Origin of the sequence: Giesbergeria sinuosa, from assembly GCF_042652905.1 — a bacterium.
Classification (GTDB): Bacteria; Pseudomonadota; Gammaproteobacteria; order Burkholderiales; family Burkholderiaceae_C; genus Simplicispira; species Simplicispira sinuosa.
Map to the genome: position 1 here is coordinate 200,598 of NZ_JBHSHJ010000004.1, position 15,116 is coordinate 215,713.

At 56.3% G+C, this 15,116-nt stretch carries 9 protein-coding genes, 5 tRNA genes and 1 pseudogene; 13 read left to right on the top strand and 2 right to left on the bottom strand.

Annotated elements, in window-relative coordinates; all coding sequences use genetic code 11:
* The first annotated feature begins 71 nt into the window (after positions 1-71).
* The 13 genes and pseudogenes from ACFO6X_RS07520 (at position 72) to ACFO6X_RS07580 (ending at position 12,533) form a co-directional block, all read left to right on the top strand.
* The gene (locus ACFO6X_RS07520; RefSeq protein ID WP_382431622.1) at positions 72-1,256 is read left to right on the top strand and encodes an efflux RND transporter periplasmic adaptor subunit; all 1,185 of its coding nucleotides are present in this window, start codon (positions 72-74) and stop codon (positions 1,254-1,256) included.
* Between the two features lie 7 nt (positions 1,257-1,263).
* Entirely contained in the window at positions 1,264-4,455 is a 3,192-nt protein-coding gene (locus tag ACFO6X_RS07525; protein ID WP_382431624.1) for an efflux RND transporter permease subunit, read from the top strand.
* Positions 4,456-4,540: 85 nt separating this feature from the next.
* Positions 4,541-4,627: transfer RNA gene (locus ACFO6X_RS07530), tRNA-Leu, on the top strand.
* Positions 4,628-4,713: 86 nt separating this feature from the next.
* Complete coding sequence (gene tig / locus ACFO6X_RS07535; RefSeq protein WP_382431626.1) at positions 4,714-6,024, top strand: trigger factor; 1,311 nt, start codon at positions 4,714-4,716, stop codon at positions 6,022-6,024.
* Positions 6,025-6,153: 129 nt separating this feature from the next.
* Entirely contained in the window at positions 6,154-6,762 is a 609-nt protein-coding gene (gene clpP / locus ACFO6X_RS07540; protein WP_382431628.1) for an ATP-dependent Clp endopeptidase proteolytic subunit ClpP, read from the top strand.
* A 110-nt stretch (positions 6,763-6,872) separates the two neighbouring features.
* The gene (gene clpX / locus ACFO6X_RS07545; protein WP_382431630.1) at positions 6,873-8,135 is read left to right on the top strand and encodes an ATP-dependent Clp protease ATP-binding subunit ClpX; all 1,263 of its coding nucleotides are present in this window, start codon (positions 6,873-6,875) and stop codon (positions 8,133-8,135) included.
* 119 nt (positions 8,136-8,254) lie between these two features.
* A pseudogene (gene lon / locus ACFO6X_RS07550) lies at positions 8,255-10,720 on the top strand (endopeptidase La).
* A gap of 69 nt (positions 10,721-10,789) precedes the next feature.
* Positions 10,790-10,865, top strand: a tRNA-Gly gene (locus ACFO6X_RS07555).
* A gap of 50 nt (positions 10,866-10,915) precedes the next feature.
* Positions 10,916-10,989 (top strand) — tRNA-Cys (locus ACFO6X_RS07560).
* A 58-nt stretch (positions 10,990-11,047) separates the two neighbouring features.
* Positions 11,048-11,123 (top strand) — tRNA-Gly (locus ACFO6X_RS07565).
* A 102-nt stretch (positions 11,124-11,225) separates the two neighbouring features.
* Positions 11,226-11,317: transfer RNA gene (locus ACFO6X_RS07570), tRNA-Leu, on the top strand.
* A 13-nt stretch (positions 11,318-11,330) separates the two neighbouring features.
* Complete coding sequence (locus ACFO6X_RS07575) at positions 11,331-11,951, top strand: DUF6806 family protein (RefSeq protein WP_382431632.1); 621 nt, start codon at positions 11,331-11,333, stop codon at positions 11,949-11,951.
* Positions 11,952-12,059: 108 nt separating this feature from the next.
* Entirely contained in the window at positions 12,060-12,533 is a 474-nt protein-coding gene (locus tag ACFO6X_RS07580; RefSeq protein WP_382431787.1) for a M48 metallopeptidase family protein, read from the top strand.
* 5 nt (positions 12,534-12,538) lie between these two features.
* Here ACFO6X_RS07580 and murI read toward each other — a convergent pair whose 3' ends face one another.
* Positions 12,539-13,405, bottom strand: coding sequence for a glutamate racemase (gene murI / locus ACFO6X_RS07585; protein ID WP_382431634.1), 867 nt, complete (start codon positions 13,403-13,405; stop codon positions 12,539-12,541).
* 153 nt (positions 13,406-13,558) lie between these two features.
* Positions 13,559-15,115, bottom strand: a complete 1,557-nt coding sequence (locus ACFO6X_RS07590; protein ID WP_382431636.1) for a fumarate hydratase — start codon at positions 15,113-15,115, stop codon at positions 13,559-13,561.
* Between the last annotated feature and the right edge of the window lies 1 nt (position 15,116).

The following is a 15,116-nucleotide window of genomic DNA, read 5'->3' on the forward strand; positions in this document are numbered from 1 at the left end:
GACAAGCAGGGCTACTATCCCCTAGATTACTAACCAGTCAGTCAGTAACTGCCCGCTACTCTGGATTCTTCATGCCTTTCTTGATCGCACCATCGTCCCGCAAGGGGCTTTTTTGGGTCTGTGCTGCCACGTTGTGTTTAGCCGCCTGTTCACGGCCTGAGCCTGCTCCCGAGCCTTTGCGTGCAGTCAAGCTCCTCACGGTGGGCCCCCAGAGTTTGCAGGCCCAGCATGAATATGCGGGTGAGGTGCGTGCCCGTGTCGAGTCGCGCTTGGGCTTTCGGGTGGCGGGCAAGATCGTGCAACGCCCAGTAGAGCTGGGGCAGCGGGTGCAGGCCGGTCAGGTGTTGGCGCAGCTCGATCCGCAGGACTACCAGTGGGCTGCACAGGCCGCACAAGCCCAAGTTACGGCAGCACAGACGCAACAGGACTTGGCTGCTGCCGATTACCAACGCTATGCCCGTCTGCAAGAGCAAAGTTTTATCAGTGGTGCCGAGTTGCAGCGGCGCGAAGCCACCCTCAAGGCAGCCCAGGCCACGTTAGCCCAGGCCCAGGCCCAGGCCTCTGTACAAGGCAACCAAACCCGCTATACACGCTTGTTGGCCGATGTAGCCGGAATCATTACTGGCATTGAGGCCGAGCCTGGCCAAGTGGTCACGGCAGGGACGCCTGTGGTGCGTTTGGCCCACGATGGGCCTCGCGATGTTGTTTTTGCCGTGCCAGAAGACAAGGTAGCCATGCTGCGCAATGGACAGGCCGTGCAGGTACGGCCTTGGGCGCAGGGTGTCGCTCCGCTGTCTGGGCGTGTTCGCGAAGTGGCCGCCAGTGCCGATCCTGTGACCCGCACCTATGCAGTCAAGGTAGGGCTAGAGGGCATGGAGGTGCCGCCGTTGGGGGCCACCGTCTACGTGGTGCCCCAGTCCCTGAGCCGTGCAGGGGTGTCGGCCATCACCGTGCCGACCACTGCCTTGCTGCAGCAAGGTCATGGTACTGCGGTATGGGTCTACGATGCGGCTACCGGCACTGTGCGCTTGCAGCCTGTGCAAATAGCCACTGCCGATGGCAATGCCGCAGTGGTAGCGTCTGGATTGAGCGTGGGTATGCAGGTGGTGTCCACTGGCGTGCATGTGCTGTCGCCGGGACAGAAGGTGGTGGTGTATCAGCCTAAGGCGGTGGCTGGTACAGCCAGCAAGGCCCAGACCGGCCCCGGTGATACGGTTCCTGCCAGCCCAGCGGCTCTTGTTTCTTCTCAGCATTGAAGCGGCCATGACCTTCAAGACCAAGCCCGAGGGCTTTAATCTGTCCCAGTGGGCGCTAGACCATCCGGCACTGACACGTTATTTGATGATCGTGTTGATGTTGCTCGGCTTTGCTGCTTATTTCCAGCTCGGTCAGGATGAAGATCCACCGTTCACCTTTCGGGTCATGGTGGTACGCACCTTGTGGCCCGGTGCCACCGCACAACAGGTGGCCGAGCAGGTGACGGACAAGCTAGAGCGCACCCTGCAAGAAGCCCCTTATGCCGACAAGATTCGCAGCTATTCCAAGCCGGGCGAGTCCCAAATCATTTTCCAGATCAAAGACTCCTCTCGGGCCAGTGAGGTGGCTAATGTCTGGTACACCGTGCGCAAAAAAATCACGGACATGCGCCACACCCTGCCACAGGGTATCCAGGGGCCGTTTTTCAATGACGAGTTTGGTGATGTGTATGGTGTGATTTATGCGTTGCAAGCCGACGGCTTCACCCCGGCTGAACTCAAGGTTTTTGCCGATGAAGCCCGCCAGCAATTGTTGCGCGTACCTGATGTCGCCAAAGTTGAACTCTTTGGCGTGCAGGATGAAAAGCTCTTTATCGAAATTTCGCAAAGGCGCCTGTCCCAATTGGGACTGGACATGAATGCCGTGCTGACCCAATTGGGGCAGCAAAATGCGGTCGAAAGTGCGGGGGCAGTACAAACACCCACCGACCAAGTGCAAGTGCGTGTGGCCGGGCAGTTCAATGCGGTTGAAGACTTGCAGGCCATGCCTATTCGGGGGGCTTCTGGGCGCCAGTTGCGTTTGGGTGATATTGCCGAAGTAAGGCGCGGCTATGTCGATCCGCCCAACGTCAAGGTGCGTCACGAAGGCCAAGAAGTGATTGCGCTGGGCGTCTCTATGGCCAAGGGGGGCGACATCATCGCCTTAGGCAAAGCCTTGCACCACACCATTGACGTGATTGGCAAGCAGCTTCCTGCGGGTGTTCGGTTGGTCAATGTGCAAGATCAGCCCCAAGCGGTAGCCCACTCAGTCAATGAGTTTGTCAAAGTGCTGATGGAGGCCGTGGTGATCGTGTTGCTGGTCAGCTTCATCAGCTTAGGTCTGCACCGTCGCCCAGGCAGCCAGCCGTGGTGGCGGCGCTGGACGCTAGATCCTCGGCCGGGCTTGGTGGTAGGCATCACCATCCCGTTGGTGCTGTCCATCACTTTTCTGGCGATGTGGTACTGGAACATCGGGCTGCACAAAATCTCGTTGGGGTCGCTCATCATCGCATTGGGTTTGCTGGTGGACGATGCCATCATTGCCGTAGAAATGATGGTGCTCAAGCTTGAAGAGGGCTACGACAAAGTGCGCGCCGCCACTTTTGCCTACGAGGCCACCGCCATGCCTATGCTCACTGGCACCCTCATCACAGCCGCAGGTTTTCTACCTATCGGCATCGCCAAATCGGTCACGGGCGAATACACCTTTGCCATTTTTGCCGTTACGGTGATTGCCTTGGTGTTGTCATGGGTGGTGTCGGTCTATTTCGTCCCTTACCTGGGCACCCTGATCCTCAAACCACCCCCGCATGTCCAACGGTTGCCCGCTGCACCAGGGACACCCGAAGGCATGCATGCCGACCCCCATGAAGTGTTTGACACCCCGTTCTACATCGCATTCCGTCGTTTGGTGCATTGGTGTGTCAGGCACCGCTGGCTCACCATTGGCGCCACTATCCTGATTTTTGTTTTGGGGCTGGCAGGCATGGGCCGGGTTCAGCAGCAGTTTTTCCCTGATTCCAATCGCCCAGAAATTTTGGTGGACGCATGGTTTCCCGAGGGCACCTCCTTTGCGGGCAACGAGGAAGTCACGCGCCGCATAGAGGCCCGACTGCGTACCGAGGCCGGTGTTACCAGCGTGACTACCTGGATCGGCTCGGGCGTACCCCGGTTCTATTTGCCCTTAGACCAAGTATTGCCACAAACCAATGTGTCGCAGTTCATCGTGATGTCCCAGGACTTGGCTACCCGTGCTGTTTTGTTGGATCAACTGCCTGCCGTTTTGGCCCGCGAATTTCCAGAAGTACGGGGGCGCGTCAAGCTCTTGCCCAATGGGCCACCAGTGCCGTATCCAGTGCAGTTTCGTGTAGTGGGGCCCGATCCACTGGTGTTGCGTGCCAGAGCAGACGAGGTCAAAGAAGTGCTGCGCACGTCACCACAGATGCATGGGGTCAACGACAACTGGAATGAGTCCATCAAGGTCATGCGTTTGGAGGTCGATCAAGACAAAGCCCGCACCTTGGGTGTGAGCAGTCAGGCCATTGCCCAGGCCTCTAGGGTGATGCAGTCGGGCGTGCAGATTGGTCAGTTCCGCGAAGGCGACAAACTGATCGATATGGTGTTGCGCCAGCCCGAAGAAGAACGCCGCTTTCTCACCGACATTGCCAATGCCTATCTGCCCACAGCATCAGGCCAGTCCATTCCGTTGATGCAAATTGCCAAGCCTGTATTTGCCTGGGAGCCAGGGGTGATGTGGCGCGAGAACCGTGACTATGCGATTACGGTGCAGGGCGATGTGGTGCAGGGCGTACAAGGGGCTACCGTCACAGAGGCTTTATCGCCCGCCTTGCGCCAAATAGAGGCGCGTTGGCACGCGGCAGGCCAGAATGCCTACCGCATTGAGGTGGCCGGTGCCGTAGAAGAAAGTGCCAAGGGTTCGGCATCGATTGCAGCGGGTGTGCCGGTCATGCTCTTCATCACATTCACCCTGCTCATGTTGCAATTGCACAGCTTTAGTCGGGCGTTGCTGGTGTTTATGACCGGGCCATTGGGAATTGCGGGTGTCGCGGCGGCACTGCTGTTGTTGGATCGCCCCTTTGGTTTTGTCGCCTTGCTCGGTGTGATTGCCTTGATGGGCATGATTCAGCGAAATTCCGTCATCCTCATCGATCAGATCGAGAAAGACCGGGCGCGTGGTGTGCCCGCTTGGGATGCCATTGTCGAGGCTGCCGTGCGCCGCTTGCGTCCCATTGTGCTCACCGCAGCGGCGGCCGTGCTGGCCATGATTCCACTGTCGCGCAGTGTGTTTTGGGGGCCGATGGCCATAGCAATCATGGGGGGATTGATCGTGGCTACGGTCTTGACCTTACTGGGCTTACCGGCCTTGTATGCAGCCTGTTTTCGGGTGCGCCAACCAGATCCTTTGCTGCCAGATGTCTGAAACCCTTTGCCAACAGGTTAAAATGACAAACTAACCAATTTCATACAGGTGGCAAATTGAGCTTTGCCACCCTGTTTGTAGAAGTGCGCGGGTGGCGAAATTGGTAGACGCACCAGGTTTAGGTCCTGACGCCAGCAATGGTGTGGGGGTTCGAGTCCCCCCCCGCGCACCACTCTTTTTTGTAAAACCTTGCCCCCTTCCGGCGCGCGCTATGGCGTCACAGGCAGGTTGAATCCCCCCAAAAAAATAGGAATCGCCATGGCTGTTACCGTTGAAACCCTCGAAAAACTCGAACGCAAGATCACCCTGAGTTTGCCTACCACTGCCATCGAGACCGAAGTGCAATCTCGCCTCAAGCGTCTGGCCCGCACTGTCAAGATGGACGGCTTTCGTCCTGGCAAGGTGCCACTGAGCGTGGTGGCCCAACGCTACGGCTATTCAGTGCAATACGAAGTGCTCAACGACAAGGTGGGTGAGGCGTTTGCCGCTGCCGCCAACGAAGCCAACCTGCGCGTGGCTGGTCAACCCCGCATCACCGAAAAAGAAGGTGCCCCCGAAGGCGAACTGACTTTCGATGCCGTGTTTGAAGTGTTCCCCGAGGTCAAAATCGGCAACCTGAGCGAAGTCACGGTAGAAAAGCTCACCGCTGAAGTCGATGACGGTGCTATCGACAAAACCATCGACATCCTGCGCAAACAACGCCGTACCTTTGCCCAACGCCCACAAGACGCTGCCGCCGAAGACAGCGACCGTGTAACGGTTGACTTTGAAGGCAAAATCGATGGCGAACCGTTCCAAGGTGGCAAAGCAGAAGACTTCCAGTTTTTGGTTGGTGAAGGCCAAATGCTGAAAGAGTTTGAAGACGCTGTGCGTGGCATGAAGGCTGGCGAAAGCAAGACCTTCCCGCTGGCCTTCCCTGAGGACTACCACGGCAAAGATGTGGCTGGCAAGACAGCCGACTTCTTGGTCACCGTGAAGAAGATCGAAGCCGCCCATTTGCCTGAAGTCAACGAAGCCATGGCCAAGTCGTTGGGCATTGCAGATGGCAGCATCGATGGTCTGCGCACAGACATCAAGAGCAACCTGGAGCGTGAAGTCAAGTTCCGTTTGCTGGCACGCAACAAGCAAGCCGTGATGGATGCCCTGCTGTCCAAAGCTGAACTGGATCTGCCCAAGGCCAGCGTTGATGCCGAAGTCGAGCGCCTGCGTGAAGGTGCCGTGGCTGACCTCAAGCAACGTGGTATCAAAGACGCCGACAAGGTAGAGATTCCTGCCGACGTGTTCCTGCCCCAAGCAGAGCGCCGTGTGCGTCTGGGTCTGGTGGTGGCCGAGTTGGTGCGTGCCAACGATCTCCATGCCAAGCCAGAACAACTCAAGGCCCATATTGACGAGTTGGCTGCCAGCTACGAAAAGCCCGAAGAAGTGGTGCGTTGGTACTTTGGCGACCGCCAACGTCTGGCCCAAGTAGAAGCGGTAGTGGTTGAGAACAATGTGTCTGATTTCGTGCTGGGTCAGGCCCAAGTGACTGAAAAAGCGGTAGCCTTTGACGAATTGATGGGCCAGAGCTAATCCACGATTCCATCATGCTGGGGTGAATTTTCGTTTCGCCCAAGCTCTTTGGCATCCTGGGGGCTTGTGCTGGTGCGCACAAGCCCCAATTTGTTTCTGGGTACAGTACCCGCCTGACAGGAGAAAAACATGAGCGCACTGGAAACACAAGGCCTGGGCATGATCCCGATGGTCATCGAGCAGTCGGGCCGTGGTGAACGGTCTTACGACATTTATTCACGTCTGCTCAAAGAGCGGGTAATCTTTCTGGTTGGCCCCGTCAATGACCAGTCGGCCAACTTGGTGGTGGCCCAGCTGTTGTTCCTGGAAAGCGAAAATCCCGATAAGGATATTTCGTTTTACATCAACTCGCCCGGTGGCTCGGTCAGTGCTGGCATGGCGATTTTTGATACCATGAACTTCATCAAGCCCGATGTTTCCACCCTGTGCACAGGCATGGCGGCTAGCATGGGCGCATTCTTGTTGGCCGCTGGAGCCAAAGGCAAGCGTTTTGCGCTGCCCAATTCCAAGGTCATGATCCACCAGCCCTTGGGCGGCATGCAAGGTCAGGCCACCGAGATTGAGATTCATGCCCGCGAAATCCTCAAGACCCGCGAGCAGTTGAATAAGATCTTGGCCGAACGCACCGGCCAGCCGCTGGAAAAGATTGAACGCGACACTGAGCGCGACTATTTCCTCTCGGCCTCTGAAGCCAAGGATTACGGTTTGGTCGATCAAGTCATTGACAAACGCGCCTGAACGTAGCCACTGTACCGTGGACGGCGTTTTCCCCACAGGGAAGGCGCCGTTTCTGTTTGGTTATCATCGCAGGCCCATTTTCTTCATTCTCGTGACAAGGCATTCTTCCCATGGCCGATAAAAAAGGCTCTCCCAGCGAAAAAACCCTTTACTGCTCTTTCTGTGGCAAAAGCCAGCACGAGGTAAAGAAGCTGATTGCCGGCCCGTCGGTTTTCATCTGCGATGAGTGCATCGACCTGTGCAATGAAATCATCCGTGACGAGTTGCCCGCCGATGCTGGCCGTGATGCACGCGGTGATCTGCCCACCCCCGCAGAGATCAAAGCCAACCTCGACAGCTATGTGATCGGCCAAGAGATGGCCAAGCGCACCCTGTCGGTGGCGGTGTACAACCATTACAAGCGTTTGCGCCACAAAGACAAGGCCCACAAAGACGATGTGGAGCTGTCCAAGAGCAACATCTTGCTGATTGGCCCTACTGGCTCGGGCAAAACCCTGCTCGCCCAGACACTGGCCCGGATGTTGGATGTGCCCTTTGTGATGGCCGATGCCACGACCCTGACCGAAGCGGGTTACGTGGGCGAAGACGTAGAAAACATCGTGGCAAAGCTGTTGCAAAGCTGCAATTACGATGTTGAGCGTGCCCAACGTGGCATTGTCTACATCGATGAAATTGACAAAATTTCGCGCAAGGCCGACAACCCCTCCATCACCCGTGATGTCTCTGGTGAAGGCGTGCAGCAGGCGCTGCTCAAGCTCATTGAAGGCACGATGGCTAGCGTCCCGCCCCAAGGTGGGCGCAAGCACCCCAACCAAGATTTTCTGCAAATTGATACCACCAATATCCTGTTCATTTGTGGTGGTGCCTTTGCAGGTCTGGAAAAAGTGATCGAAAACCGTACGGAAGCTTCTGGTATTGGCTTTGGTGCGGCTGTGCGTAGCAAGAAGCAGCGATCTTTGTCCGATGTGTTCACCGAGATCGAACCTGAAGATTTGATCAAGTTCGGCCTGATTCCTGAACTGGTGGGGCGGATGCCCGTAGTGACGGCGCTGGCTGAACTCAGCGAAGACGCATTGGTACAAATCCTGACCGAGCCCAAAAATGCATTGGTCAAGCAGTACAGCAAACTGTTGGCGATGGAAGGGGCTGAGCTGGAAATTCGGCCCACTGCGCTCAAATCTATCGCTCGCAAGGCGCTGGCACGCAAGACAGGTGCGCGCGGTCTGCGCTCCATTTTGGAGCAGGCCTTGATTGGCACCATGTTCGATCTTCCCACCATGAACAACGTGGAAAAGGTGGTGGTGGAAGAATCCACGATCGAAGAAAGTAAGCCCCCGCTGCTGGTCTACCGCGAAGCCGCCAAGCAAGCCTGATCTTTGATGGCCTTGCCCGGTTCAGGGCAGGCCAGCGTTCTTCTACAGGTATTGCTACGCTGGTGGGTTGAAAACCCCTGTCTGTGGGCCATCTTCCATCCAGTTTCATGAGAATTCCCATGTCCGGACACACCCCCTTGCCCGCTACCCCCGTTGATCTGCCACTGTTGCCTTTGCGCGATGTGGTCGTTTTTCCCCATATGGTCATACCGCTGTTTGTCGGTAGGCCCAAAAGCATCAAGGCTTTGGAGCTGGCGATGGAGGCCGACCGGCGCATCATGCTGGTGGCACAGAAAGCAGCCGCCAAAGATGAGCCATCGGTGGGCGATATGTTTGATGTGGGCTGCATCTCCACCATCTTGCAAATGCTCAAGCTGCCCGATGGCACCGTGAAGGTGCTGGTTGAGGGCCAGCAGCGCGCACTGGTCAAAGAGATTTAAGATGTGCAGACCCACTTCTCTGCCACCGTCCTACCGGTGGAGTTGGAGCTGACAGCAGGTAAACCCAGCGAGATCGAGGCTTTGCGTCGTGCGGTGATGCAACAGTTTGACCAATACGTCAAACTGAACAAGAAAATTCCCCCAGAGATCCTGACGTCCATCTCCAGCATTGAAGACCCAGGTCGCTTGGTCGATACGATTGCCGCCCATCTGCCGCTCAAGTTGGAAAACAAACAGGCGGTGCTAGACCTGTCCGACATCAAAGATCGGCTTGAGAACCTGTTTGAGCAGCTTGACCGTGAAGTCGATATCCTCAACGTTGATAAAAAAATCCGAGGCCGCGTGAAGCGCCAGATGGAAAAAAATCAACGTGATTTTTATCTGAACGAGCAGGTCAAGGCCATCCAAAAAGAACTGGGTGAAGGCGAAGAGGGCGCTGATCTAGAAGAACTGGACAAAAAAATCCGCTTGGCCAAGATGCCGCTGGAGGCGCGCAAAAAAGCCGAGAACGAGCTGAAAAAACTCAAGCTCATGTCGCCCATGTCGGCAGAAGCCACTGTGGTGCGCAACTATATCGACGTTTTAGTAGGCCTGCCTTGGAGCAAAAAGACTAAGGTCAAGCACGACTTGGGCCATGCCGAAACTGTGCTCAATGAAGACCATTACGGCCTTGACAAAGTTAAAGACCGTATTTTGGAATACCTTGCCGTGCAGCAGCGCGTGGACAAGGTGAAGGCTCCCATTTTGTGTTTGGTCGGGCCGCCTGGCGTGGGCAAGACCTCGTTGGGGCAATCTATTGCCAAGGCCACTGGGCGCAAGTATGTGCGTATGGCCTTGGGGGGCATGCGCGATGAGGCAGAGATTCGCGGCCACCGCCGCACCTACATTGGTGCCATGCCGGGCAAAGTGTTGCAGAGTCTGAACAAGGCTGGTGCGCGCAACCCACTGTTTTTGCTCGATGAGATCGACAAACTGGGTACCGATTTTCGGGGTGATCCATCCAGCGCCTTGCTTGAAGTGCTCGACCCAGAGCAAAACAGCAAATTTGCCGACCACTATGTGGAGGTCGATTTCGACTTGAGCGATGTGATGTTTGTTGCCACCTCGAACTCGATGAACATTCCTCCTGCCCTGCTTGACCGTATGGAGGTTATTCGCCTGTCGGGTTACACCGAGGATGAGAAAACCAACATTGCGACCAAATACCTGATTCCCAAGCAGTTTGGCAACAATGGCGTCAAGGCCGAAGAACTGCGCATTGAGGAGTCAGCCGTACGCGACATCGTGCGCTATTACACCCGCGAAGCTGGCGTGCGCTCGTTAGAGCGTGAACTATCCAAAATCTGCCGCAAGGTCATTAAAGGCTTGCAGCTCCAGCAGTTACAAGCCCCGGTGGTGGTGGGCGGTGACAATCTGTCCGACTATCTGGGCGTACGCAAATACAGTTATGGCCGTGCCGAGCAACAAAACCAAGTCGGTCAAGTCGTTGGTTTGGCTTGGACAGAGGTGGGCGGCGATTTGCTGACCATTGAGGCGGCCACCATGCCCGGCAAGGGTGTGATTACCCGCACCGGCTCGCTGGGCGATGTGATGAAGGAATCGGTCGAGACGGCGCGCACCGTGGTGCGCAGCCGTGCCCATGCACTGGGTATTTTGGATGAGGCTTTTGAAAAGAAAGATGTCCATATCCATGTGCCTGATGGTGCGACCCCCAAAGATGGCCCCAGTGCTGGTGCCGCCATGACCACAGCCTTTGTCTCGGCGCTCACGGGCATCCCTGTGCGTGGTGATGTAGCCATGACGGGCGAAATCACCTTGCGCGGTGAAGTCACGGCCATTGGCGGTCTGAAAGAAAAACTGTTGGCTGCCTTGCGTGGTGGCATCAAGACGGTGCTGATCCCTGAGGAAAACATCAAGGATTTGCAAGAAATTCCAGACAACGTCAAAAGTGGCTTGGAGATTGTGCCCGTCAAATGGATTGATAAGGTGCTAGAAATTGCCCTTGAGCGCCAGCCCGTACCACTGACCGGGGAGCAAGTGCAGGCACAGGTGGCTGCTGCATCCAAAGCAACCACTAGTGCGGTAGCTGCCACCGTCGCGGCTCCTGTCCCAGCAAAAACCAGAAAAGTGCCGGTGAAACACTAAAACTTGCGCCAAACACAAAAACTACGCTACAATAGCGAGATTGCAGCAATCGTTAGGTTGTTGCAGTATGCGGGATTAGCTCAGTTGGTAGAGCGATACCTTGCCAAGGTATAGGTCGAGAGTTCGAGTCTCTTATCCCGCTCCAAATTAGAATAAAAGGGAAGCGACCGCTTCCCTTTTGTATTCGGACAGTAAGGCGCGGTAGCAAAGCGGTTATGCCCCGGATTGCAAATCCGGTTAGTCCGGTTCGACTCCGGACCGCGCCTCCAAATTTAGAGCTTGTAAAAGCTCTGGTATAATCAGAAACCACAAAATTGTGGTGACTCTGCGGGATTAGCTCAGTTGGTAGAGCGATACCTTGCCAAGGTATAGGTCGAGAGTTCGAGCCTCTTATCCCGCTCCAAATTAGAATAAAAGGGAAGCAACCGCTTCCCTTTTGTTTTGGTTATTGCCTTGGCGTGAAGGCCGGGTTACGCTGTGGTAAAACCGTGTACACAGCGCCCATGCCCCGATGGTGAAATTGGTAGACACTGCGGACTTAAAATCCGCCGCTTCCTGAAAAGGGGCGTGCCGGTTCGATTCCGGCTCGGGGCACCATTACGATTCAATCATGTCAAATTACAACGCTCCCTTTGAAATCCATGTGCATGGCGAGGTGTTGCTGCGCCCCGATGTTCAATATGCACAGTTGCAAGAGGCGCTCAAGCCCTTGTGGCACTATGCTGGGGCGCGCTCTTTGGCTGCTGGGGCAAGCAGTTCCTATGAAGAGGAGCCAGGCATCAAGTTTGATGCCCAAGACCATGTGTTGCGCATGTGCTGGACGGTGCGCGGAAATGATGATTTCCGTCAATCCTTGGACGAGATGTGTATGGGCCTCAATGAGCTGGCCGAGCAGGGCGCTCCCATTGAGGTCACGTTCTACGACACCGATTTTGACGAAGACGAAGAGGATGATGGCACCGAGTCTCGCGACGACTTTTTGATGCTATTTGTGGGGCCAACGCCCGCAGCCATTATGCAAGTCCAGCGTGATTTGTTGGTGCGGGATGTGGTTCACATGATGGAGCGCCATTTTGATGGCGCCGAGTTGGGTGGGGTAGTGACAGAGATTGACAAGTTGTTTACCCAGCGGTTCGATGCTTTGGTGGACTCGCTAGAAATCAGCAAGCCCCCCCGTGGTGGTTCGGGGGGCGGTCATGGGGGTGGCCGTCGGCCCCGCCATTTGCACTGAGCAGTGGCCTTGGTTGGTCATGGGGTGCCAGCAGCAGCTTCGCCCCTCAAAGACTTTCCCTATTTGCAGGCTTATCCTGAAGCCTTGCGTCAACAAGTAGCGGCTGTGATGGCGCAGGATGGTGGCTTGGCTGCGCTATTGCAGCGCAAATATCCACAGGCACATGTAGTGCGTACCGACAAGGCTTTATACCACTACGCTAGCGCCTTAAAGAGTCGTTATCTGCGCAATGCAGAGGTGGTCAACAAGGTGGTGTTTGACAGCAAAATTCATGTGGTACGCCATGCACTGGGGCTGCATACCACAGTCTCTCGGGTGCAGGGAGGGCGCTTAGCGGCTAAGCACGAGATTCGCATTGCGGCCATGTTCAAGCAGGTGCCTGACGAGTTTTTGCGCATGATTGTGGTGCATGAACTGGCACATCTGCGCGAACGTGAGCACAACAAAGCGTTCTACCAACTGTGCGAGTACATGGAGCCTGCTTACCACCAATACGAACTGGATCTGCGCTTGTATTTAACCCATCTAGAGAAATCTGGAATGCGGCTGTGGCAAACCACCGGGCCGCTGGGGATGGAATAGGCGTTTTAGTTGTGGGGTAGTGTGATGGTTTGGCACCAAGTGGCTGGCACTTGTAGCCAGCGCATGGCTGCTGTTTGCAGTGCCGATAGGGTGCCCGTGGTGTACAACTGCACGGGAGTCTGGCTGGCAGACGGTGTGCCTTCATCGCATAAGGTGCCTGCCGCTTGCAACAGGCGCCGGGTTTGGCGGGCTACAGGCTCTCCAGTGGCAATCAGCCGTATCTCTGGGCCTAGCAATGCCCGGAAATCGTCCTGTGCAAACAGATAGTGTGTGCAGCCCAGTACGAGGCTGTCTATCTCCCCTGGTCGATGACCAAAATTACCCAGGGCTTGGGTGTAGCGTGCGCACAAGGCACGGGTAGCTGTGTGGCCAGGGTTGTTTTCTGACACGGTGTGCAGGGTGCTGCATTCGATTGCATGGGCCAACCCATCGCAGGCTTGCAAGACAAAATCGGCTTGCCCTTGCAGAGAGGCCAGTAGTTTGCCAAAGCGGGTGCTGCCCAACGTGCCACGGGTGCCTATTACCCCGATGCGTTTGGTCTGGCTTTGGGCCACAGCGGGTTTGAGTGCAGGCTCTAAACCGACGAGGGGGAGGTCTGGATACTGCATGCGCAGTTCATCAATGGCCGCAGCCGTAGCAGTGTTGCAGGCCACCACCAGTGCTTTGATCTGGTGTTGTTGGCATAGGTAATCAGCAATCGCACGGCTGCGTGCCGTGACAAAAGCGTTACCCCGTTCTCCATAGGGTGCATAGGCACTGTCGGCCAGATAGACAAATCGCTCATGTGGCAATTCGGCCCGCAGGGCTTGGAGCACGCTCAGTCCTCCCACACCACTATCAAAAACACCAATGGGGGAGGATGGGAGTGGCATGGTGCAAAACGGCCGGATGGACAAAGATCAAGGCCCGATTGTAGGAAAACAGTGCCCCCTTATACCCGTGACACAATGCGCAGGCATGGAGTGGGCCAAAAGAAAACCGCCCAAAGGCGGCTTTCTTGGCATACAGAGAGGGCTAGTGCAGGTTTAGGCTGCAGTGACTCCAATGCCCTTGAACTCGCCTGTGGCAATGCGTTTTTCCCATTCGGCAGGGCCGGTGATGTGGGCACTGGTGCCACCAGCATCCACTGCCACTGTTACAGGCATATCGACCACATCGAATTCGTAAATCGCTTCCATGCCCAAGTCTTCAAAGCCGACCACTTTGGCCGTTTTGATGGCTTTGGAGACGAGGTAGGCTGCACCGCCCACGGCCATGAGGTAGGCACTTTGGTGGTTTTTGATGCTTTCGATAGCGACCGGGCCGCGCTCGGCTTTGCCGATCATGGCGATCAGGCCGGTTTTTTCCAGCATCATGTCGGTGAACTTGTCCATGCGCGTGGCCGTGGTAGGGCCAGCGGGGCCAACGGCTTCGTCACGCACAGGATCGACCGGGCCAACGTAATAGATCACGCGGTTGGTGAAATCGACTGGCAGCTTTTCACCCTTGGCCAGCATATCTTGGATGCGCTTGTGTGCGGCATCGCGGCCGGTGAGCATTTTGCCGTTGAGCAGCAGGGTATCGCCGGGCTTCCAGCTGGCTACTTCTTCTTTGGTCAGGGTATCAAGGTTGACCTTTTTGCTCTTGTTGTAGTCGGGTTCCCAGTCGATTTTGGGCCACAGGTCGAGGCTGGGTGGGTCGAGGTACACCGGGCCCGAGCCATCCATGACAAAGTGGGCGTGGCGTGTGGCGGCGCAGTTGGGAATCATGGCTACGGGCTTGGAGGCCGCGTGGGTGGGATACATCTTGATTTTGATATCCAACACGGTGGTCAGGCCGCCCAAGCCTTGGGCGCCAATGCCCAAGGCGTTGACCTTCTCAAACAGCTCCAGACGCAGCTTTTCCACATCGTCCAAAGCGGCACCGCTGGCAGCTTTGGCTTGCAGCTCGTACATGTTCAGGTCGTCCATCAGGCTCTCTTTGGCCAGCAGCACGGCTTTTTCGGCCGTGCCACCAATGCCAATGCCCAACATACCCGGTGGGCACCAGCCGGCACCCATGGTGGGGACGGTTTTGAGCACCCAGTCCACCAAGTTGTCGCTGGGGTTCATCATGATCATTTTGGACTTGTTTTCCGAGCCGCCGCCTTTGGCTGCTACGGTGATGTCCACGGTGTTGCCTGGCACGATTTCAGTAAAGATCACGGCGGGCGTGTTGTCTTTGGTGTTTTTGCGGGCAAACAGAGGGTCGGCTACCACGCTAGCGCGCAGGGTATTGTCAGGGTGGTTGTACCCTTGGCGCACGCCTTCGTTGATGGCGTCGTCCAAGCTGCCGGTAAAGCCGTCCCAGCGCACGTCCATACCCACTTTCAAAAACACATTGACGATGCCAGTGTCTTGGCAGATGGGCCGGTGGCCTGTGGCACTCATTTTGCTGTTGGTCAAAATTTGGGCCATTGCGTCTTTGGCGGCAGGGCTTTGTTCACGCTCGTAGGCGCGTGCCAGATGCTCGATGTAGTCGCTGGGGTGGTAGTAGCTGATGTATTGCAGCGCAGCAGCGATGGAATCGATCAGGTCTTGTTGGCGGATAGTGGTGGTGCTCATG

Excerpts from the sequence above, each read along its gene's own strand:
- ACFO6X_RS07520 (WP_382431622.1), top strand. The coding sequence starts at position 72 with ATGCCTTTCTTGATCGCACCATCGTCCCGCAAGGGGCTTTTTTGGGTC.
- ACFO6X_RS07525 (WP_382431624.1), top strand. The coding sequence starts at position 1,264 with ATGACCTTCAAGACCAAGCCCGAGGGCTTTAATCTGTCCCAGTGGGCG.
- tig (WP_382431626.1), top strand. The coding sequence starts at position 4,714 with ATGGCTGTTACCGTTGAAACCCTCGAAAAACTCGAACGCAAGATCACC.
- clpP (WP_382431628.1), top strand. The coding sequence starts at position 6,154 with ATGAGCGCACTGGAAACACAAGGCCTGGGCATGATCCCGATGGTCATC.
- clpX (WP_382431630.1), top strand. The coding sequence starts at position 6,873 with ATGGCCGATAAAAAAGGCTCTCCCAGCGAAAAAACCCTTTACTGCTCT.
- ACFO6X_RS07575 (WP_382431632.1), top strand. The coding sequence starts at position 11,331 with ATGTCAAATTACAACGCTCCCTTTGAAATCCATGTGCATGGCGAGGTG.
- ACFO6X_RS07580 (WP_382431787.1), top strand. The coding sequence starts at position 12,060 with ATGGCGCAGGATGGTGGCTTGGCTGCGCTATTGCAGCGCAAATATCCA.
- murI (WP_382431634.1), bottom strand. The coding sequence starts at position 13,405 with ATGCCACTCCCATCCTCCCCCATTGGTGTTTTTGATAGTGGTGTGGGA.
- ACFO6X_RS07590 (WP_382431636.1), bottom strand. The coding sequence starts at position 15,115 with ATGAGCACCACCACTATCCGCCAACAAGACCTGATCGATTCCATCGCT.